Source organism: Pedobacter sp. R-06, from assembly GCF_049913135.1.
Classification (GTDB): Bacteria; Bacteroidota; Bacteroidia; order Sphingobacteriales; family Sphingobacteriaceae; genus Pedobacter.
On sequence record NZ_CP183977.1, the window covers coordinates 104,341 to 125,892 of the forward strand.

Sequence of the window (21,552 nt, forward strand, 5' to 3'; positions counted from 1 at the left end):
ATGAACAGATTAAGCACATTGTCCCTGGTCATGCTAATGGCATGTACGGCCGTTTTCGCACAGCAGACAAAAAAACAGAAAAACACAGTGAGGCCACTTACTGCAGCAGAGGTAAGTACCCGCTTATCGCCGGAAATCAAATTACTCGCCTTCGGACCGGTTTCAAAACTTGATAGTACCTTTATTGCCAATGCAAGAAAAGCGGATAAGGCACGTCCAACGCCTAAGCTTAAAAACGCAGACAGTGTAGAAATTTCCGACCTGAATATCCCAGGACTGGAAAAAGGCGATCCGCTGGTGCCCATACGGGTTTATCGGCCAAAGTACGCCAACGGTAATATTCCATTGCTGGTTTGGTTTCACGGCGGTGGTTTTATAGCAGGAAATCTTACCAGTGATCACCAGGCCTGCGCTACGATGAGTATCCGTTCTCAGGTAGTGGTCATATCGGTCGATTACAGGCTTGCCCCCGAACATGTATTTCCGGCCGGGGTGAACGATGGTTATTCAACCTTGCTCTGGGGTATTTCCAATGCAAAAACTTATGGGATAGACACCGCTAAAGTTGGTGTGGGCGGCGGAAGCGCCGGAGCAGCAGTTGCAGGAAGCATTGTACTTAAGGCCAGGGCAGAAAAAGGCCCGAAAATAAAGGCCCAACTGCTGGTTTTTCCTCCAGCAGATATGGATACAACCCATGTATCGGTAGTGGAGTTATGGAATATTCCTGGTGTTAAGGGGGCCGACATGACCCGCTACCTAAAATATTATCTTGGCGAAAAACAGTATAAAAATGTTCCTGAACATGCACTGCCCGGGCTGACCCAAAATTTAAAAGGCCTGCCGCCAACCTATATTTTAACCTGTGGTGTCGATCCTTTGAGGGATGGTGCACTCTTATATGCGCAAAGACTTATCGATGCGGGAATATTTACAGAACTGCATAATTACGCCGGATACCCTCATGGCTTTGTTCCTGAACGGGCAAATACAGAACTCTACTACATGGCAAAAAAACTACTGAACCAATAATATAAACTATCGGTTATGAAAAGAAAATTACACAACAATTTAAATTATGGAAAGCTTTTTATGCTTTTGGCCATGTTGCTGTTTGCTGGTATATGCAACGCTCAAACCAATACTTTTTCAGGTAAAGTTACCGACGAGCAGGGAAATGCTGTTCCCGGTGCAAGTATTAAACTGAAAATAACCGGACGAAGCACGACTACCGACCAGAACGGTGAATTTGTTTTTACCAATATCAGTGCCCAAAAGGAAACTGCAACCGTTTCTTTTTTGGGTTTCATCACCCGGGAAATAGCTTTGTTAGCCGACGCTAAAGCGGTGATCAGGATGACCACAGCGGTGAATACTATGGATGAAGTGGTGGTTACCGGAATGTTCGATAAGCGAAAACGTATCGATGCTTCGGTTGCAATCACCACTTTAAACAGTGCACAGATTGAACGCACTGTACCGGCAAGTGCTGCCGACCTTTTAAAAAATGCACCAGGCGTGTTCGTCAATTCATCAAATGGTGAGATCAGGAACAGTGTTGCCTCACGTGGCATCACCGCAGGCTCGCAAGACGGCAGTTTTGGCTATGAATATGTTTCGATGCAGGAAGATGGAATCCCGGTAACCAATATTACCTATTTCAGTTATGGACCAGATTTTTTCCTCAGGCCAGATGCAACCCTGGCCCGTTTGGAAGCCGTACGGGGCGGAACGGCATCTGTTACAGCGGCCAATGCGCCCGGTGGAATCTTTAATTATGTTTCTAAAACCGGAGGTAATAACTTTGAGGGCGAACTCAGAACCAAATATGGCTTTCAGGGAAGTGATGGCGGCAATCCGCTCGCGCGCGTTGATCTTGATCTGGGCGGGCCGATCAAAGATAACTGGTTTTACAATATCGGTGGTTTTTACCGCTATGATCAAACTGGCCGCTACCCGGGCTATCCCATTAATAAGGGTGGACAGATTAAGGCAAACCTTTTAAAGAAATATAAAACCGGTTCCTTAAAAATAATCGGTAAATACCTTCATGATAAAAACGGATATGCCCAGTTACTGCCTACCAACAGTTTCTCAGACCCAAAACCAAGTGAAGGATTCGATATATTTTCAACGATCCTGATGCCTAAATTTGATTTTACCTCCCCACGGTATATCGGAGGGGGCGATATCTCGTTAAATCCGGCTAATGTGGTAGAAAGCAAATATAAATCGATAGGAGCCTTGTGGGAACAGCAGTTGGGCAAAGGCTGGTCGCTCAGCAATGCTTTCCGCTACTCCCGGAATGATATCAATTACAATACCACAAACGGCTCAATTATGAGTGGTACCGATTTTAGCAGTTATTTTCTGCTTTCAGGGATGACCGGACTTGGATTTGGAAACTATTCGTTCAAAGATGCCAGAACCGGAACTGAGCTGATGAGCATCAATGCAGCACCCGGACCGGGCGGTCTGCCGGCATACACGATCGTTAAAGATGTATTGCCAGGACAGGGCGTAAGCCCGCATTCCCTTTATTTTTCTGTATTGGGCAGTTATGAGAACCAGGTGAATGAGGTTATCAACCAGTTTGCCGTTAATAAAAAGCTTAAGAATATGAGCTTTAATGCAGGGATGTACTATGGAAGATCGAAGGCCCACCGCTTCTCCGGAATCAATGGAGTTGCCTTGGGTACCATCGAAAACCGGCCCAAACTCGTAAATCTTACTTTTACGGGCAGTACCTTAGGGGGCACCACCGGCGTACATCAGGTGACCAATGCTGAAGGAATTGCACAGGCTAACGGCGACACAGGCGGCTTTCTTGATTTTAACGTAACGCAGGCACAATATGCTTTTTTCTTCAGCCAAACCTGGAGCCTGACCGATAAACTGACCTTTGATTGGGGAGGAAGGTACGAAACGGCCAAAGTAGAGGCGCATAACCAGCGCACATACTTTAAGACCGGCTTGCAGGGCGGAACAGATAATGATCCGAAAACATTCTTCAATAACAATACGCTCGATCGTATCAGCTCGGTAGAATTTGAAAAAAGATTAAATACTTTCTCTTTTTCAGGCGCGCTCAATTATAAGTTCGATGACAATACAGCCGTGTACACCCGTTACTCAAGAGGTAAAAAATCGCCGGATATGGATGTATATTTTGCTGCCAATAGACCCGAAACAGTGGCCTTGCTAAATCCCGAAGTACGTACCACCGAACAGGTAGAACTTGGCCTGAAAGCCCGGAGGAAAGACCTCGATTTATTTATTACGCCTTTTTACAGCATGTTAAGCGGAGTGCCAAACGGTTCGATTTTTACCAACGCAGACGCAACACTTTATACCACGCCCTCCCTGTATAGCAAGTACCGCACCTTTGGGATAGAGATAGAAGGCGATTATAACCTGACCAAAACCTTAAGCCTGAGGGCTGTTGCAACCTTTCAGCGTTCCAAAATTGTGGAGGCAGAATATTGGGTAGCCAATGGTCCTGGAATAGCAGACGACACCAAAATATCTTATTCCGGTAACGAAACAGATAATAATGCTAGGATCATATCACGCATTACACCCACTTATCACAATGATAAACTCTATCTTTTTCTCACCTGGTCTTATCTTGGCAAAAGACAGGCCAATGCTCCTAACGTTTTTTACCTGCCTTCCTTCTCCAATTTTGATATCGGCGCAGGGTACAACCTCACACGTAAAATAACTTTGAGCGCAAACATCAATAACCTGTTCAATAATTATCAGGTAATGAGCTGGGCCCGGCCCGGAAACCTGTTAACACAATTAAGCGGGGCAGGAAGCTTTAACAAGGCACAGTTTGATGCTGCGGTGGCCAATAATACACCTTATTTTACCATTTCCAACCCACCAAGGGCCTATTACTTAACTGCTTCGTACAAGTTTTAATTAGTTAGCTATATTTGATATTAACAATATCGGTCTTATGAAACGTTTATTCCTGTTCCTCTCCATTACCACCATGTGTTTGTCTCTGCATGCACAGCAAACTGTCCATTCCGGTGCCTTTCATCCTGAGCGTTTAGCCCGGATAGACCGTGTGGTTCAAAGTTATATCGATAGCAACTGGATTGTGGGGGCAGTATGCCTGGTAATGAAAGATGGGAAGCCAGCCTATTTTAAAGCATTTGGTATGGACGATAAAGAAAAAGGCAGGCCAATGCATAAAGATGCCATATTCCGGATTGCATCCCAAACCAAAGCCATTACCAGCACGGCGGTGATGATGTTGTGGGAGGAGGGAAAATTTCTGCTTGATGATCCGGTATCTAAATATATTCCCTCATTTGCCAGGCCCAAAGTGCTCGATAAGTTTAACGAAAAGGACAGTAGTTATACCACCCTGCCTGCTAAACGCGAAATTACCATCAGGGATCTGCTTACGCACACTTCCGGATTAGGTTATGCACAGATCGGTTCGGCCAAAATGCAGGCCATTTATGCCAAAGCTGGCATACAGGCTGGATTTTCGGACCATCAGCAGCTTTTGGCTGATGCTGTGAATAAACTGGGTACTTTGCCGCTGGAATATAACCCTGGCGAACGTTTTAACTATAGTTTAAGTATTGATGTTCTGGGAAGGCTGGTGGAAATAGCATCTGGTATGACCTTAGACAGGTTCTTTGCCGAAAGGATATTTGCTCCCCTGGGGATGAACGATACCTATTTTCATCTGCCTGAAACCAAAAGGAGTAGATTGGTTACTGCATATACCGAAGATGCGAAGACCCGTAAGCCCGTTAAATGGGTTGATGGTACATTTCCGGGTAGTTCGATAAATTACCCGGTGAATAATAATGGTTATTTCGCAGGTGGGGCCGGATTGGTATCTACCATAACTGATTATGCTGCTTTCCTGCAACTGTTTATCAATAAAGGGAATTATCAAGGTAAGCAACTGCTGGCAAGGCATACTGTTGATCTGATGACCAGGAACCAGATCGGGGATATTTCATTGGGTGATGATAAGTTCGGAATTGGTTTTCAGCTTACAACGGCTAAGGGGAGTGGCAAATTAGGCTTATCTGAAGGAAGTATTTCCTGGGGAGGTTTTTTCGCAACCTCGTACTGGGCCGATCCAAAAGAAAAACTTTCAGGCCTTTTATTCCTCCAGCAGTGGCCCTTTAAACACAGTGAACTCAGCGACAAATATAAAGTGCTGGTTTATCAGGCACTGAATTAATAATCTGCCAGATGAAACCGTTTGTCTGTATCCTTATTGAACTTACTAATTAGCAAATCGTGAAAACTAAATGTAACAGCTCGGTGTTAGGTATCATGAAGTAAATCAGTTAATTAAGCGGTAAAAAAAATGGGTAATTGCACATATTGCTTAAATTTTTGCTGAATAGGGGCATAGCTACAGGAAAAATATGAATACCAGAAGAGATTTTCTACAAAAATTGGGTGCATCGGCATTGATGCTAAAATTGGGATCGATATCGGCATTTGCGAACGTTCCCGGCCAAATTGAACAGCCTTACGAAGGTAGGGTGCTCAGAGTAGCTATCATGGGTTTAGGTGGATATGGCACCCGGGTAGCAGAAGCGATGAAAGCCTGTACCAAGGCGAAGCTGGTAGGTGTAATTAGCGGTACGCCTTCAAAAATTAAAGAATGGCAAACAAAGTACAACATTCCTGAAAAGAATTGTTACAACTACGACAATTTCGATCAGGTAAAAAATAATCCGGATATAGATGCAATTTATGTGATTACGCCAAATGCACTGCACCATAGTCAGGTTATCCGGGTAGCAAAAGCCGGAAAACATGCCATATGCGAGAAACCGATGGCATTGAATGCAAAAGAAGGACAAGAGATGCTTGATGCTTGTAAAAAAGCAAATGTAAAGTTACTGGTTGGCTACAGGATGCATTTTGAACCCCGTACACTGGAGGTAATCCGAATGAGAAATGCGGGCGAATTCGGCAAAATCAGGTTTTTCCAGGGGCAATGTGGTTTTAAAGCAGGCGATCCTGCGCAATGGCGATTAAACAAAGCGCTCGCAGGCGGGGGATCAATGATGGATATTGGAATCTATGCAATTAACGGAGCCAGGTATATGGTAGGCGAAGAACCGATCTGGGTAACTGCTCAGGAAACCAAGACTGACCCTGTAAAGTTTAAAGAAGGTGTAGATGAAACCATACAATTTCAATTGGGTTTCCCGAGCGGTGCCGTAGCCTCCTGTTTGTCTAGTTATAACATCAATTATCTGGATAGATTTTTTATGAGTGGCGACAAAGGATTTGCAGAAATGCAACCTTCTACGGGTTATGGGCCAATCAAGGGTAGAACACATCAGGGTGAACTCACGCAGCCCATAACTACGCATCAAACTGTACAGATGGATGAAATGGCAACTATTATTTTTGAAGATAAGAAACCAGTAATTCCTGTAAACGGTGAGGAAGGCTTAAAAGATCTTAAAATTATTGATGCCATCTATGAAGCAGTAAAAACAGGCGAAAAGGTCAAACTAAGGGCTTAGCTAAAGAGATTTTAAAGCGGATTTGGGCTACGGGTTGATTATTACCATTTACTGCGTGCGTTTCTTTTCCTCCTCACTGGCCGAAGTTCTTTTCCTGGCAGCTGTTGGATTACCGCCCAACCGGTACGAGAAGCTTAAAGTAGCACTGCGTGTATCGTTCTTCTCGTAAAAACCATTATGTTGATTTTCGTAATCAACATCAATGCGGTAGGCATTTCCATAAAACATATCGTTTACAGCCAACCTTAAAGTGCCTTTGCCCTTAAACAAGCTCTTGCTTACACCTGCGCTTACATCATAAAGCTGTGCAAGTTTATAAATGCCCTGTATAGTAGGAGAAGAGTACCATGCGCTGATTTCTGCTTTCAATCCCTGTGTTTTGTTCAATGTAAAAGCATGATTAGTGCTTAGGTAAACACCCCAAACATGATAATCATAACGGGCCTGTAAATATCCCGACCTTTCCTGGCGATAGGAACCCTGTGCATAATTATTGATTTCCCACCATGAAGCTGGCTTGATGGGAAAGGAAGCCGAGAAGCCCATTTCCTGACTCAAATCAAGGTTTCTTTGGGTATCATAAAAGAGTTTTGAGTTATTATCCTGTACCGAGATATTGCTAAAATAATCAACCGTCCGCCTGAGATAGAATGAAATGTTATATTGCTGCTTATAGGTATAGCCCAGTTCGCCATTGTAAATAAAAGCAGGTTGCAGTGCAGGGTTGCCTTCCAGGTAAGTGTAAGGGCTGGTATAAGATTTAAAAGGGTTTAACCTCCAGTATTCGGGTCTGTTGATCCTTGAATTATACACGAGGTTTATTTCGTTGTCTTTATTCATTTTATACGCCACAAAAAGCGTTGGGAAAAGCTTAAAATAGTTGTTCTGGTTATTGGTATTTAATACCAGCGATTTTCCATTTGTTCGGGTATATTCACCCCGTAAACCACCCTCAAAGCTCCATTTGCCAGCATCTCCGCTAATACTGGCATAAATAGCCGATATATTTTCTGCATATTCAAAACGGTCGCTGCGGTTAGATACCAATTCTGGACCGGTGGCCGGATTGTTATAAAAATCAAAACTATTGCGTGTACGGATACTGCTGTATTTCAGGCCTGATTCAAATGTCCATTTCTTCCAGAACTTATCCGTATAATCCAGCTTTCCCGAGTAGATATCGATGTTCTGGTCAGATGGGGTAAAGATGTGGTAATTGTCGGGAAGCAGATTCCCATTACCCAATGTGCCATAAGTATCTACCTGCTGGCTGTTTTTGTTCTGATAAGGTACATAATCTAAATCTACATTAATATTCCGGCCGTTGGTATCTAATTTGATCTTGTAGTTGAGATTGAAACTATATTGATAGGCTTTTCCATTAGAAACGTTCTGGGTATGAAGAATAGAATCTGGCAGTGCCGAGTGGTTGTTAACAATAGTAGTTAATGTACTATTCGGTCTGCTGTTCGCACCGTTGTAGCCATTTACCAAAATACCAATTACCTGTTTGTCGGTCAGGTTGTAGTCTGCGCCGATTTTATAACTATTGGCTTTTCCCGAACGTATGCCCGATTTATCATTCTTCCAGTCTGCATAGTTTCCCGGCGAATCGAAAATAATGTACTCACTTTCTTTATGGTCCTTTTTACGCCTGCTGTAGCCATAACTGCCATATACATTCAATTTGTCTTTCCGATAATTGAACACCATACTTGGGTTATAGCTGCTATAGGTTGATTGGGTATAACCGCCGGAAAGCACCACGTTAAAGCCATCTCCTTTTGGTTTTTTAGAGATAATATTGATTACTGCACCGCCCTGGGCATCATACCTGGCCGTTGGATTGGCAATAATTTCTATTTTGGCAATATTATCCGAAGGAAGGCTCCGGAGATATGCAGCCAGATCTTCGCCCGATAACCTGATGGGTTTATCATCCATATAAATCACCACACCTTTATTGTTCGCCGTTACCCCGCCGTCAAAACGCGTCTGCACACCCGGTGCTTTGCCCAATGCATCCCAAACGGTTGCACCACTTGCTACAATGCTATTTTCGACATTGAATATCACCCTGTCGATTTTTCTCACAATAAGTGGTTTTGAAGCAGATACCGTTACCTGCTCCAGGGTTTTATCGTCGCTGATCATCACGATCACAACTGAATCCATCGGAAGATCCAATGCTCGAACCGTATTTTTATATCCAACAGCATTAGCCTTTAAAGTGAAACCGCCTTTAAAAAGCTGTGGGAAACTGAACAAGCCGTTTTTTGAAGTCTGAATGGCTAGGGTCGAGTCTCTACGCTGCAAGCTGATGGTTGCCCCATCAATTGGTTCACCGGTTTTATCGGTTACCAAACCTTTACGTAATTGTGCTAAAGTGATCAGGGGGAAGCATAAAAGAAGGAGTAGGGGTAACTTTTTCATGTTTCAAAACTAGATGCTTTGCATGTAAAGCAAAGTTAATCTCGGTTAAATATGGTTAAATCTTCGGCCCAGACTTCTATAGATAAAATGAATTGTTCAATTTAGGGGAATGAAATGGCTTCGCTCCAGATATGTTCTTCCGCTGGCGGTTATCACACTGATCATTAGCCTGTGCCTGCAATGTGCATGGATACGGCAGTTGTATCTGGCGCAAAAGAAATCGGTTACTACAGTACTCGAATCTATTGTTAGCGATGCTTCGAGGCAGATAAGCTATCAGAGCATCGTGAAGGGGCACGAAAAAAGCACCCGTTTTCAGCAGTTTTTCCTCTCACCGGAATGGCTGGTGCTCAGGCATGCTTTTGATGATTTAAAAGTGGATAACCTGCGCAGTCGGTTCCATTATGGCATTACCAATGATAGCTCGGTGGTAGAAATGAAAATGTCGTTCCCGAACAATCCTAAAAAGCAAACCGTTCATAAATCAACTTCCGTTATCGATGGCAAATCGCAACGCGAAGTTTCGCTGGAAGATCAGCGGGACCTGAAGGTGATGGATAGTTTAGTGAACCATCGGCTCAATGGCCTGGGTGTAGCTATCGATAGGCACTATGTCCTTTACGACTATTCCAGTGGGCAGTTGGTGAAAGGGAAAGCAGTTGCTAAAGATGCATCTGCTTTCGCCAGTGGGAAATATACCTATAACCTAAAGTTTCAGAACCAGTATCAGCTGGTGGTGCCCAGTATTACCTGGCTGATCATTTATCAGATGAGGTATTACCTCATTTCGTCGTTCCTGATGCTGGCGCTTACAGCAGCCGCGTTCTACCTGCTCATCAGGCTGATGAAAAATCAACAGCTTTATGCCCAGGCGAGAATGAGCTTTACCAGTAACATGACGCATGAACTCCAAACACCAATCTCGACGATTGCTGTGGCCCTTGAATCGATCAGTAAATATCATTTGATTGATGAGCCCGAAAAGTTGCAGAATTACATCAATATAAGCCGTCACGAATTACAGCGTTTACAAGCGATGATCGAAAAGGTGCTTAAGCAGGAACAAATGGATCTTGGAAAAACAAATTTGCAATTTACCCTCTTCGAAATCCAATCAGTACTCAAACAGGTGATTCTTTCGATGGATATTCAGGTGCGGGAGAAGAATTCGCAGCTTATAGTTGTACCTTCTGATGAGCCTTATTTTATCAAAGGTGATGCGATGCATATTGCTAATGTATGTTATAACCTGATTGATAATGCATTGAAATATTCACCGGCGCAATCCAAAATTGAGGTCTCCTGCAGCATTGCCGATGGTGAGTTAACCATCAGCTTTAAGGATGATGGGCCGGGGATTAAAGAAATTTATCAGCAACAGGTTTTTGAGCGTTTTTTCAGGATTTTTAGCCAGGATAATATCCACAATGTGAAAGGATCCGGCCTGGGGCTTCATTATGTAAAACAGGTAGTAGAACTCCACGGCGGGCGTGTTGCGCTGCAGAGCAAAATAGGGAAAGGAAGTAATTTTATGATCATTTTGCCATCGTATGAAGAAAACTAAGGTTTTATATGCAGAAGATGAGCCTTTTTTGGCGCGCATTGTGCTCGATGGCTTAACCAGCAGTGGTTACGAGGTAAAGCTGGCTTTAGATGGAGCGCTTGCCTGGGCGCAATTTGTAGCAGAAAAGCCTGATATCTGTGTACTCGACATCATGATGCCTCAAAAGGATGGTTATACGCTGGCGGCCGAAATCAGAAAATCAGATCCCAATATGCCGATCATCTTTTTAAGTGCAAAAGCCCTTTCCGAAGATGTGGTGATGGGATTTAAAAGCGGTGGAAACGACTATCTTAAAAAACCTTTTAGTATTGATGAGCTGCTGGTGCGGATGGAATCACTTTTAAAACGGTTTGGATCTGCGAACAATGAGGAAAACGATATCGATAGAAAATACCGATTCAGGAACTGTGAACTCGATCCTGTAGCCCAAAAACTAAAAACTTCTGCAGGTGAATATTCACTTTCTTATAAAGAAGCTATTCTGCTTGAATTATTACTGAAAAACCGCAATAACATTTTGGAACGTGAGGATGCACTAATCAAAATATGGGGAGAAGACAGTTTTTACAATGGGCGTAGTATGGATGTTTTTATGGCACATCTGCGAAAGCTCTTAAAAAGTGAACCTGAAATACAGATCATCAGTTTGCGTGGAGTAGGGTATAAGCTCATTTGCTGATGATGTGTTATTTAACTTAGAATCGAAAATCCCGAAATTGATAACCAGGATTGAAATACATCTCCTACACCTTAAAAGTCAAATCAGCCTTTTTTTTGATTAGTAAGTCTTCGGGTATTTCCAAACCTTCTGTTTTGGCCGCATCAAGATGTTGTTGTACCTTTTGCTCATCCTTAAAGCCTGCTTCATTCCTGTAAATTAAGGCAAGATCTATATTTGCCTGATGATACCCGCGATCTAATGAAAGCTTAAAGTTCTCTATTGCCTTATTCACATTTTTGCTGATCCCCAATCCATTTAAGTGAAAAATGCCAAGATTATAGGCCGAAATATCAATGCCTTCCTCAGCACCCAGCTGATAATACTTCAGTGCCTTTTCATGGTCACCTTTTAAATCATAAAGGTAGCCCAGCCAGTTGTTTTTAGGTTCACCGAGTTCGGCAGCAGTTTGATAATATTGAAGCGCCTTATCCGGATTGAAAGGAACTAATAGACCTTCGGAATAGATGTCGCCAAGGTTGTTATTGGCTGTTGCCAGTTGAGCATCAGCTGCTTTGTTTAGCCAGAATAATGCCTTTTCTATATCCACTGGTGTGCCAACTCCATACTTATAGCACATGCCCAGTCCGTTCATGGCATTCTCTTCATTGGCAATTGCACTTTCATGGAACCAATAAAAGGCTTTGTCATCATCAATAAACCCTTCAATGTTATAGTAAATATGTGCAAGATTATTCATGGAGAGGGCATAACCTTTTTCAGATGCAATGGTATCATAATATATTGATTTTGCATAATCCTTAACGTTATAAGCTTCGATAGCCTTGATATAAAGATTGTAAGCAGAGTCCAGTTCGTCTGTTATCTGTTCATCATTTTTGCTTAGCCCTTTTCCGTAGGCCAAAAGTCTCTTCCTGCTTTCATGTTCAAAATAATAAGCGTAATCCTCGTTGGCATGCACCTGCGCAACTGATTTAGGGGTAGCGGTAATTGCTGTATCGCTTACGGAATAAACGTTATCGTCTTTAAATGCGTAAGCAAACCCATCTTCATTGGGTTTCTGTACAACAAGGTCAAATTCGAAACCGCTAATATTATTGTTTGCAACATTGGAAATGCACCACAACTGATTTTTTTGCAGCGTAAAAACGGTTTCATAAAGCCACAGGATCTGCTGGTAGTCATTAAGAGGGATTAACCATGATGGGTTTTTCGGATTACCGTCATAAATGCCCTTTTTATCCCCCTGATGGACCAATGCGATATCACTTATCTCATCCTTAATTCTGGCACGGATATCCAAAATTACATCATATTGGCAAGGAAGTACATAACATTCATTTTTTCTGCTGATGACACCATGTTTCTTGTTTTTTTGAATAATCAGCAGATCGTTGAAATTTGTTTGTCTGTTTATTTTTTCAAACCCGCTATCCAGCAAGGTTCCATCTTTTTTGTATAATAGCCCCGTACTAAGACCTTTATGGGGCTTAATCATTAACAATCCATTATCGAGGTTTTCTATAGAATCAATTGGAAATTCACCAAGGTACTTAAAAAACTCATTGTAGATCTTTTGATTTTTCTGTCTACTAACATTAGTGTAATAAAAACCGTATCCGGCATTAATTATATCCTGATGCTCAAAGCCAATAACCACCTGGCCTGAGGCATCGATGACACCCCAAAGAGATTCTTTTTTTGCATTGAAGCTATTCCCATCCCCAATAGTTTCCAGTTCGTCATAAACAAGTTGGGTGATTTGCTCGCCTTTTGAATTGATCAATCCTGATTTTTGTTGCGCTGTAACTACGGCAACACCTGAATACTCAAAATCGAAAGCATCCTCCCAAATCAATGGAATTGCTATTTTTCCAGCAGTATCCACATATCCGTATTTGCCGTTTTTTGATACCACCGCCAGGTCCTGTGGCCCAAAGCTGTAAAATTCATCAAACTGGGGGGCTAGTAAGATACGGCTATCCTCATCCTTTAGTCCCCAAAGTTTATTTTCTTCAAATATTTCATTCGTAAGGTCTTCTTCTACAACTGTCCAGATACAAGACCAGCCGTAGTTGTAGCCTTCGTAATTCAATAGGTCGGGGAAAGAGGTAAAACCAGCATTAACATCATTAAAATCTTTATAATTCAGCAGGCTGATATCTCCTGCGTCCATCGCTTTGGTAATTATCTTATTGTTATGGGTAATGTTCGCGAGCCAAAGCTTTGCCTGTTCGGCGTGAGGCGAATCCTCCATATTTAAAACGTCCCACATATCCAGGTGAAAGTAACTGCCTGTAAGCTTATCCAGATAATTGAAAAGATTGTCGCGGGCATCTTTAAACTTTTCTATATCTGTGATCAGACAATGCTGGTCTTCGAGAAATTTATAAAACCGTTTCAGGTTTTCAATTCCTGGGTTGGCATAATAGAACAATCCGGAATCATTAAATTCAATATGATTGTTGTAATTGTTGCCAGAAACGAAGCCTCCTTCTACTAATAATGGCTGAAGTATAAGCGGCATTTCGTAACCCCATTCCATCATCATCTTATCTGAATCTTCTGCAAATGACGGGGTATCGATATTGTATAAATAGGTACGGTGTGACATTCAATTTTATTAAGGGCTGCAAATCCTGGAGCCAATTTTATGCCATTTATTGGTTTGGGCTTAATCCAATTTATGGAGTGGCAGTTATGCTTTACCATACCTCCCAAAAAATGATTTCAGGAAAGAAGGGTTACTTGTGGAGAATTCGCATAAAGCTTGAAACCTCCTCCATCAATCTTTATGCTTTTTAGTTGTAGTTTAAAACTTGTAGTTGTGTGCTAAAAGTGCGGGGTTCCTTTCTCCAAAATTATGAACTTTCGCCTGCTGCATGGAAAGTGGTTTGCACGCACTTTCTGCTTTGAAGTGCTCAATTCAGTACTATTTATCAAGTGTTTGGGCATTGTGTATTTCTTTGATAACGATTACGGATTGCATTCGCATTGTTTAATTATCGATTGAAATGTATTAACTTTGCAAGAGACATCCAATAACTTTAAATATGAGGGTATTAATTGCTGAGGACGATGAGTTAATGCTCAGAACAGTCGAATTCCGTTTAAAAAAAGACGGCCATGAGGTGATCCTGGCGCGTGACGGGCGAGACGCGTTGCAGAAAATAGAGGAATACCAACCTGACCTGATTATTTCCGATGTGATGATGCCTTACCTTTCGGGCCTGGAAATCGTAGCTGCTGTAAAAGAAAATAGCCAAACACCCATCATCATCCTTTCCGGAATGGGACAGGAGGATATCGTACTTGAAGCTTTTCGTTTAGGTGCGGACGATTACTTAACGAAGCCCTTTAGTCCTAACGAACTTTCTGTGCGGATAAAGCGGTTTGCAGTAGTTAATCAGAGATGATTTTTTTTGAAGTACTGCTGTCATTTTTCTTCGCGCTGGCGATCTGCCTGATCACATTTCTTTCTTTTTATTTATTTGTCAGGAAAATCTGGAGAAGGGAATATGTTAAGTGGGACATGATGATAGATCTGTTACTTCGTAAAGCTATATTTTTTCATGAGAACAAGACCGGGCAACTGGCTTTAATTCCAGTAACTCCACGGTTAAAAGCCAACCTAAAGAACAAGAGATTCTGTAAGCAATTTGTGAAAAAAATTATTGCAGCAAAACGTAACATGTCTGGACGGTATGGCGAAAACCTGCGTCATTTATACATTCAGCTTGGCTTGGATAAAAAGGCACTCCGACTACTGGAAAGCAGAAAATGGCATGTGCGGGCTTATGCAATTCAGCAGATTGGAACAATGGGCCTTAAAGAGCATCTTACGAGGATATACCGTTATACCAATAATAAAAATGATCTGGTTCGGATTGAGGCACAGATTGCTGTACTGAATCTTTTTGGGTTCGAAGGACTTCGTTTTCTTGATATCATCTCGTATCAGATCACAGAGTGGCAGCAGATCAGGCTTTTAAAAGAATTGTCTACAGTGCCACAAGCCGAGTTAACGGGGATCGACAAATGGCTAAACTCCAGCAATCCGAGTGTTGTTATATTTGCCCTTAAATTGGTCCGGAATTATCATCGATATGAGCTTTATGAGCACATTGTAAGTTGCCTGGATCATGATGATGCCAGTGTACGAAGGCAGGCGATTTCAACATTAACCGAAATATATACAGAAAATACATCAGAAAAATTGCTGAGCAGGTTCGAGGCAGAAACCTACAAAAATCAGATCGCTATCATGAATGCGATTGCAGTGATTGGGGATGTGCAAAATGTTTCAATACTGCTAGGTTACCTGGAAGCCGAGCAGCACGAAATGAAATTTGCGGTTGCACGCGCGCTTGTTAACGGCAATGCTAATGGCCTGGAGTGTCTGCTTAACGATCCCAGATCGAAAACTTACCCCTTAAACGACATGATTCCTCAACTAAAAAGCGAGATTAAATGGTGAGCTGGCAATCGTTTTTAATAGATTTTTTTACTTATGGGTTATTAACCTATTCACTGCTGCTGCTGTCGTGCTACATATTTATTGCGGCATTTTCGATCGGAGAGATCCGTAACTATCTGCGTAAAAATAGTTTTACAGATTATGGTGTGCTGGCAGGTTCCAGGCAGGCGCCAAGTATCAGTATATTAGCACCAGCGTATAATGAGGGGGCAAACATTATCGAGAATGTGCGGTCTTTGTTGTCTATTAATTACACCAACCTGGAAGTAATTATTATTAACGATGGAAGTAAAGATGATTCGTTATCAAAGCTGATTGAAGTTTATGATCTTTATAAGGCCGACTTTTTTGTTAACGGCCAGATTGAAACCAAAGAAGTAAGAGGCGTTTACAGAAGCAGAAAAATAGTTTACAGAAAGTTAATCGTTGTTGATAAGCAGAATGGCGGGAAGGCAGATGCCCTAAATGTTGGTATAAATGTTTCAAGCAACGATTATATTGTTTGCATCGATGTTGATTGTATTTTAGAGCAGGACGCTATTCTGAAACTGGCCAAGCCATTTTTGGAAAACACGAAAAAGCGGGTGATTGCTACGGGGGGAGTGATTCGTATTGCCAATAGCTGCATTGTGGAAAACGGGCGTTTGCTCAAAGTTAGGCTTCCCAGGCAGTTCTTGCCACGTGTTCAAACGCTGGAATATATTCGGGCCTTTTTACTGGGTCGGATGGCCTGGAGCCGCTTAAATGGCTTGCTGCTCATATCGGGTGCTTTTGGCGCATTCGATAAAGAGATCGTAGTCAAGTGCGGTGGATATAATCACAAAACAGTAGGTGAGGATATGGAATTGGTCGTAAGAATGAGACGGTACATGGAAGAAAAGGGGATTGCGCACAAAGTGAGCTTTATCCCCGATCCGCTTTGCTGGACAGAGGCGCCATCGACCTTTAAAATACTGGGGCGACAGCGAAATCGCTGGACCCGGGGCACAATTGAGACCCTGCAGATGCATAAAGTCATGTTCTTTAATCCCAAATACAGGCTTTTAGGTATGATTAGCTATCCATATTGGTTTTTCTTTGAATTTTTAGCCCCTCTTGTAGAATTTTTCGGATTTATCGCCTTTATTGTCTTTGCCGGCTTCGGATTGATCCAGTGGTCTTTCTTTCTGGGCTTATTGCTTTTTATATTCAGCTTCGGATTTTTATACTCAGTTTTTGCAATATTGATGGAGGTGCTCACTTATAACCAATACAAAACGAACAGAAATCTTCTGCTTTTAATTCTTACTGCATTTTTGGAGCCATTAATCTTCCATCCGTTTGTGGTATGGTCGGCTATCAAAGGCAATATCGATCTGTTGAGGAAAAAGAATTCCTGGGGTGAAATGACCAGGAAGGGATTTACAAAAGAAAAAGTTTAATAATGATCAGCCGTTTTAAATCAGCAGCCATAGTTTTTCTGCAAATCGCCCTCGTTTGGCTTATTACTTTAATTGTAATCAGAGTTGTAGAAGTTGTGGTTAATGGATTAATTCATCAATTCCCGGCTAAGCTATTTAGTTTTATGCTGTGGTCATGGCTGGCAGATCTGAGCTTTTGGCTAAAATGGCTGATTTTTGAATTTATTCTATTTGTTCCGCTGTTTTTTATACATCCTAAACTGGCTAAAGTTAGTTTTAAAGTATTTGTTGCCATTACCATCTTCATTCAACTGGTGCTCTGCCAGTATTTCGCTACCGCCCTGGTGCCTTTGGGAGCAGATTTTTATGGTTACTCTTTTGCGGATATCAAGCAAACTGTTGGCGCATCCGGTACCGTAAGCATACCTTTAATTTTAAGTTTTTTATTCGTAATTGCACTCCTGGTCGTTGCACTTAAGCGATTGCCAAACCATATCAAGGTTCCGTTATGGCTGGCCTGGTCTTTACCTATACTGTCTGTTTTTTATCTAATGACCAGTGGCGAAGCGCATCTTTTCAAAAAAAACTTTGAAAACCTTTTTGTCAATAACCTCGCGCTGAACAAGGCCGATTACTTTTTTAGCAGTTCTTATACTCACTTTTATCCCGGGGATGAGGATGTGGATATTTATGCTGATGCCTACATTGGAGATTATGGCGACGGTAGTATTGCGCCCACAACTTTCAGCTACCTTGGTGGCTCGGAATACCCATTTTATAGGAAAGCGAATGATCGTGATGTTCTGACACCATTTTTCAATAAAGCCAACGGTAAACCAAATCTGGTGATCATCATCGTTGAGGGCTTGGGCCGGGCGTTTACCAATGAAGGTGCCTATCTGGGAAATTTCACTCCTTTTATCGATTCATTAGCCAATAAAGGCCTTTACTGGAAAAACTTTTTAAGTGCTGGTGGTCGCACGTTTGCAGTTCTCCCGTCTTTAGTAGGATCTTTGCCTTTCTGTAAAAATGGTTTTCTTGAACAGGGGCGGCAAATGCCAGATCATCTTTCTTTGTTCAGTTTGTTGAAATTTAATGGCTATAAAACATCATTCTATTATGGAGGAGATGCAAGCTTCGATAATATGAACCTATTTCTTCAAAAGAACAGCGTTGATGAAATCAGAGACCTCAAGTCCTTTTCTGCAGGCTACGCTAAGCTGCCGGCAGAAAACGGATTTTCATGGGGATATGGAGATCAGGAGCTATATAGATATTATCTGGCAAACAGGCCTTCAAAAGCCGCCAAACCTGCAGAACTGAACGTAATTTTAACGGTCTCCACGCACAATCCTTTCCTGATTAATGAACAGAAAAAATATAATTCCAGGTTTGAACAGCGAATGACGGACCTGGGATTCGACGAAGCTAAGAAAGATAATTATCGTAATTACAAAAACCAGTATGGCACTATTTTATATGCCGACGATGCTTTGAGGAGCTTTTTTAACAATTATAAGAAAAGAGAAGACTACACCAACACCATTTTTGTAATTACCGGAGATCACCGGATGCCAGAGATCCCCATGAGTAACAAGATCGATCGCTATCATGTGCCTTTAATTATTTATTCGCCGCTGTTAAAGCGTAGTGCACAATTCGCATCCATATCTACACATTTTGATATAACGCCAAGTCTGCTAGCATATCTTCAGTCAGGCTATGGTATAGACTTACCCGGCGCTGTAAGCTGGCTCGGATCGGGACTTGATACTGCCCGCTCATTCAGGAACGTGCACAGTTACCCACTGATACAGACCAAAACCGAGATGGTCGATTTTATCCAGGGCTCCTATCACCTCAACGGCACATCGCTTTATCAAATAGGCGACAATATGCAAGAGGAGTTAGTAAGAGATGAGGTGAGTTACGAACGCATAAAAAATGCCTTCGAGAGTTTTAAGCGGAAAAATGCAGGTTTGGGTTCAAAGGCCAGGGTGCTGCCGCCATCGGTAATTTTAAAATATCGGCCGACGAAGAAATAGCTATTTTTTATTGTACTCGCGTTCCTGATCAAGGATGGTGGTCATCATTGGGCGATAAAAATTCCAAAAGAAGCTCGATCGTTCCATCGGGTTACTGGTGTCGTAGAATAGCCATTTGAATGCACCAATCCCTTTGAAATAAGAGGAAGACAGGCTTACCGGGTTGTCGCAGAAATCTCCGGAGAAGTAATAGAAGCGATAATCGGTTTCTTTGTGCATCAACACGGCAGGGAAAACAGCACTTAGCCCATTTGCCTTCAAAAGCGCCTGCCCCTTTTGGTTAACATTCATCCGAAAGCTGGCAACCTGGGTATTAATCGCCCTGTTTGGCTGAATAACGTCAAACCAGAATGCATATTTAATCTCTTCAGGCAAGCCCAGTACCTTTTGTCCGTATTCACCACTGATAATATGTGGCATCGGGTCTTTTAAGTCGCGGCCATCCTCCAGGATGATGACCCTGTCCTGATCGCTAACCAAAGCAATGCCCGACTTTTTAAACGGCCAGTTGTTGTTATTTGCCCGTTTATAATTATTAATGAGCCATCGCGGCAGTTCCTTATTTCTTGTCGTATCAAGGCTTTCAAAAAAGCGGCCTGTCCAGCCGGTCCAGTGCATCGCGAACATATCCTCAAACTGCTTTCTGGTTTCTTGGCTTGTAGGGCTTCCTATGCTGTTAAATTCTGTGATAATGAGTTTCTTTTTCTGCTTCATCTGCTTTAATAACTCAATATCCTGGCTACTCATCCCACCATAAACCATTCCGGAGCGTTCGTTGTTATTCTTTTGGGTATACCATTCGTTTCGATAAATGCCGTAGGTATCAGTAAAATAAACCAGGTTAATATCCTCACTTAATTGCTGTAGCTGATCATTGTTAAACCGCTCCAATCCCTTCAGGCGAAATTTTTCTCCCTCCAAAGGGAAAAAACCAAAATAATCGTGGTCGATTTTATAAAACTTACTGGCTGTTTTTGTTAGTTTCTCATGATTTAATATCCATAAGAAGGAGATGTGTTCCTGGCCTGCAGGTGTAAGAACTGTTTTATCGATTATGGCAGCAACCATTTTGGTTTTTGGGCTTAAATACCAGCAGAGCCACATTGTTAATGGAATGCCGGCAGCAGCAGCCAGTACAATCCATAGTTTTTTTACCTTCCTTTTCATTAGAAACGTCTTATGTAGCCAATCCCAAGATCAAGTTGATTGCCTTTGGTGTCGGGCCTGTATTCCTGGTTCTCTAACCCGAGGTTAACGATGAGGATATTAAGCGATTTAAATGCTTTCCGGTAACCGAGCGTGATGTTATTTGATCGCAGCTTGTAAGCCGTGTTTCCAATTAAAACATTATTCTGGGGATCATCTGGCGATAAACCAGTGCCCAGGCGAAGGCTAAAATAATCATCGGCACCACCAAAATAGTACCGGGTGGTTAAGGCGAAAGATTGAGAAACCTGATCGTTGGAAGGGGTTAAAAAAGTCCGTAAATTAAACCAAAAGCTTTTGTAGTATTTCCCTACTGATGCGGTATAGCTCCAGGTTGATTCGCCAAAGGTTAAATAGCGAAATCCGGCTTCTGCTTCAAAACTTGCCGGTAGGTTTGCATACAATGAAAAGCCTGCACGGTAGTGAGGAAACACGCCTACGTCGTTAGAGTACCCGCCACTGATATAGGCCTGGAAAGTGTTTGATATACGCGGATATGCGTCTACCTCGAACTGAAGGCCATTGCGGTTAAAACGGTTTGCATAGTTTATCCTTCCGGTAACCGAGCCCAATTTGGTTTGCCTGCTATAGTCTATACTCACAATGTGCCATGGATCATCGAATTGTTTATCGAAGTAAACAAAGTCGTAATTGAGTCCTATCTTGTTTTTGGAAGAATTTTCTCTTACTCTTGCGGCAAGTGTGCGTGCCTCGGTCAGGTTAGGCGATCGTTTCAATACCTCTTCAATAGTTGCATTTGCTTCAGGCCATTTTTTTAAGCTGTTAAGTATTTTAGCTTTCAATAGCAGCAGCTCATCGTCTGCAGGATGGAAAGTGAGACCTTTATTTACGTTAAGCAGGGCTTGTTCATTATTGTCTTCCCAAAATTCGAGGGTCGCATTAGCAAGATGTGCATCTTTGTTATCGGGTTGTTTGGCCAAAACCAGGTCGAAAGCTTGCCGGGCACTATCAGGTTGCTTGCTCCAGGTATAAACCCTGCCTAAAAAAATCCTGATATCTGCATAGTCCGGACTTTTAGCCAAAGCCTTTTTACTGAGCGCAATGGCCTTAGAATAGTCTTTTGATTCGAAGGCTGCAGTTCTTGCCTGGGTAAAGAGCTCGTCTGCATTACCTTCCTGTGCTTGCAAGAATTTGGAGAATACCAGGGCTGATAATAGCAATAAATAAAATTTGGGCTTCATGATAGCAAAAACTAGATTT

At 42.3% G+C, this 21,552-nt stretch carries 14 protein-coding genes; 10 read left to right on the plus strand and 4 right to left on the minus strand.

The annotated features are described in order from the left end of the window. The 4 genes from ACN9MR_RS00490 (at position 1) to ACN9MR_RS00505 (ending at position 6,527) form a co-directional block, all read left to right on the plus strand. Positions 1–1,029 (plus strand): alpha/beta hydrolase, encoded by a 1,029-nt coding sequence (locus ACN9MR_RS00490; RefSeq protein ID WP_426327680.1) that lies wholly within the window; start codon positions 1–3, stop codon positions 1,027–1,029. A 15-nt stretch (positions 1,030–1,044) separates the two neighbouring features. Next, a complete protein-coding gene (locus ACN9MR_RS00495; RefSeq protein WP_426327681.1) occupies positions 1,045–3,924 on the plus strand; it encodes a TonB-dependent receptor in 2,880 nt (959 codons plus the stop codon). Between the two features lie 37 nt (positions 3,925–3,961). Beyond that, positions 3,962–5,218, plus strand: coding sequence for a serine hydrolase domain-containing protein (locus ACN9MR_RS00500; protein WP_426327682.1), 1,257 nt, complete (start codon positions 3,962–3,964; stop codon positions 5,216–5,218). Between the two features lie 190 nt (positions 5,219–5,408). Next, positions 5,409–6,527: a Gfo/Idh/MocA family protein gene (locus ACN9MR_RS00505; protein ID WP_426327683.1), complete on the plus strand. Its 1,119-nt coding sequence runs from the start codon at positions 5,409–5,411 to the stop codon at positions 6,525–6,527. Positions 6,528–6,575: 48 nt separating this feature from the next. On the opposite strand, the gene ACN9MR_RS00510 is transcribed toward ACN9MR_RS00505, so the two are convergent. After that, the gene (locus tag ACN9MR_RS00510) at positions 6,576–8,960 is read right to left on the minus strand and encodes an outer membrane beta-barrel protein (protein ID WP_426327684.1); all 2,385 of its coding nucleotides are present in this window, start codon (positions 8,958–8,960) and stop codon (positions 6,576–6,578) included. A 109-nt stretch (positions 8,961–9,069) separates the two neighbouring features. Between ACN9MR_RS00510 and ACN9MR_RS00515 the strand changes: the two genes are divergently transcribed. Continuing rightward, positions 9,070–10,524 (plus strand): sensor histidine kinase, encoded by a 1,455-nt coding sequence (locus tag ACN9MR_RS00515; RefSeq protein WP_426327685.1) that lies wholly within the window; start codon positions 9,070–9,072, stop codon positions 10,522–10,524. Continuing rightward, on the plus strand, positions 10,511–11,203 hold the full coding sequence (locus tag ACN9MR_RS00520) for a response regulator transcription factor (protein ID WP_426327686.1): 693 nt from the start codon (positions 10,511–10,513) through the stop codon (positions 11,201–11,203). Before ACN9MR_RS00515 ends, ACN9MR_RS00520 begins: the two co-directional genes overlap by 14 nt. 64 nt (positions 11,204–11,267) lie before the next feature. Here ACN9MR_RS00520 and ACN9MR_RS00525 read toward each other — a convergent pair whose 3' ends face one another. Further along, positions 11,268–13,817 carry an SEL1-like repeat protein gene (locus tag ACN9MR_RS00525; RefSeq protein ID WP_426327687.1) on the minus strand — a complete coding sequence of 850 codons (2,550 nt, stop codon included), beginning with the start codon at positions 13,815–13,817 and terminating at the stop codon, positions 11,268–11,270. 439 nt (positions 13,818–14,256) lie between these two features. Between ACN9MR_RS00525 and ACN9MR_RS00530 the strand changes: the two genes are divergently transcribed. From ACN9MR_RS00530 to ACN9MR_RS00545, 4 genes are read left to right on the plus strand one after another with little or no spacing between them, the layout of a single operon-like run. Continuing rightward, the gene (locus tag ACN9MR_RS00530) at positions 14,257–14,619 is read left to right on the plus strand and encodes a response regulator transcription factor (RefSeq protein WP_057930589.1); all 363 of its coding nucleotides are present in this window, start codon (positions 14,257–14,259) and stop codon (positions 14,617–14,619) included. Next, a complete protein-coding gene (locus tag ACN9MR_RS00535; protein WP_426327688.1) occupies positions 14,616–15,680 on the plus strand; it encodes a HEAT repeat domain-containing protein in 1,065 nt (354 codons plus the stop codon). The genes ACN9MR_RS00530 and ACN9MR_RS00535 overlap by 4 nt, the downstream gene beginning before the upstream one ends. Then, complete coding sequence (locus ACN9MR_RS00540) at positions 15,674–17,101, plus strand: glycosyltransferase (RefSeq protein ID WP_426327689.1); 1,428 nt, start codon at positions 15,674–15,676, stop codon at positions 17,099–17,101. Before ACN9MR_RS00535 ends, ACN9MR_RS00540 begins: the two co-directional genes overlap by 7 nt. A gap of 2 nt (positions 17,102–17,103) precedes the next feature. Then, entirely contained in the window at positions 17,104–19,125 is a 2,022-nt protein-coding gene (locus ACN9MR_RS00545) for an LTA synthase family protein (protein WP_426327690.1), read from the plus strand. Here ACN9MR_RS00545 and ACN9MR_RS00550 read toward each other — a convergent pair whose 3' ends face one another. Together ACN9MR_RS00550 and ACN9MR_RS00555 are read right to left on the minus strand one after the other, a co-directional pair. Continuing rightward, the gene (locus ACN9MR_RS00550) at positions 19,126–20,292 is read right to left on the minus strand and encodes a hypothetical protein (protein WP_426327691.1); all 1,167 of its coding nucleotides are present in this window, start codon (positions 20,290–20,292) and stop codon (positions 19,126–19,128) included. Further along, a complete protein-coding gene (locus tag ACN9MR_RS00555; RefSeq protein WP_426327692.1) occupies positions 20,292–21,533 on the minus strand; it encodes a YaiO family outer membrane beta-barrel protein in 1,242 nt (413 codons plus the stop codon). Before ACN9MR_RS00555 ends, ACN9MR_RS00550 begins: the two co-directional genes overlap by 1 nt. Positions 21,534–21,552: the final 19 nt, after the last annotated feature.

Excerpts from the sequence above, each read along its gene's own strand:
- ACN9MR_RS00525 (WP_426327687.1), bottom strand. The coding sequence starts at position 13,817 with ATGTCACACCGTACCTATTTATACAATATCGATACCCCGTCATTTGCA.
- ACN9MR_RS00500 (WP_426327682.1), top strand. The coding sequence starts at position 3,962 with ATGAAACGTTTATTCCTGTTCCTCTCCATTACCACCATGTGTTTGTCT.
- ACN9MR_RS00495 (WP_426327681.1), top strand. The coding sequence starts at position 1,045 with ATGAAAAGAAAATTACACAACAATTTAAATTATGGAAAGCTTTTTATG.
- ACN9MR_RS00490 (WP_426327680.1), top strand. The coding sequence starts at position 1 with ATGAACAGATTAAGCACATTGTCCCTGGTCATGCTAATGGCATGTACG.
- ACN9MR_RS00545 (WP_426327690.1), top strand. The coding sequence starts at position 17,104 with ATGATCAGCCGTTTTAAATCAGCAGCCATAGTTTTTCTGCAAATCGCC.
- ACN9MR_RS00515 (WP_426327685.1), top strand. The coding sequence starts at position 9,070 with ATGAAATGGCTTCGCTCCAGATATGTTCTTCCGCTGGCGGTTATCACA.
- ACN9MR_RS00555 (WP_426327692.1), bottom strand. The coding sequence starts at position 21,533 with ATGAAGCCCAAATTTTATTTATTGCTATTATCAGCCCTGGTATTCTCC.
- ACN9MR_RS00505 (WP_426327683.1), top strand. The coding sequence starts at position 5,409 with ATGAATACCAGAAGAGATTTTCTACAAAAATTGGGTGCATCGGCATTG.
- ACN9MR_RS00520 (WP_426327686.1), top strand. The coding sequence starts at position 10,511 with ATGAAGAAAACTAAGGTTTTATATGCAGAAGATGAGCCTTTTTTGGCG.
- ACN9MR_RS00540 (WP_426327689.1), top strand. The coding sequence starts at position 15,674 with ATGGTGAGCTGGCAATCGTTTTTAATAGATTTTTTTACTTATGGGTTA.
- ACN9MR_RS00535 (WP_426327688.1), top strand. The coding sequence starts at position 14,616 with ATGATTTTTTTTGAAGTACTGCTGTCATTTTTCTTCGCGCTGGCGATC.
- ACN9MR_RS00550 (WP_426327691.1), bottom strand. The coding sequence starts at position 20,292 with ATGAAAAGGAAGGTAAAAAAACTATGGATTGTACTGGCTGCTGCTGCC.
- ACN9MR_RS00510 (WP_426327684.1), bottom strand. The coding sequence starts at position 8,960 with ATGAAAAAGTTACCCCTACTCCTTCTTTTATGCTTCCCCCTGATCACT.
- ACN9MR_RS00530 (WP_057930589.1), top strand. The coding sequence starts at position 14,257 with ATGAGGGTATTAATTGCTGAGGACGATGAGTTAATGCTCAGAACAGTC.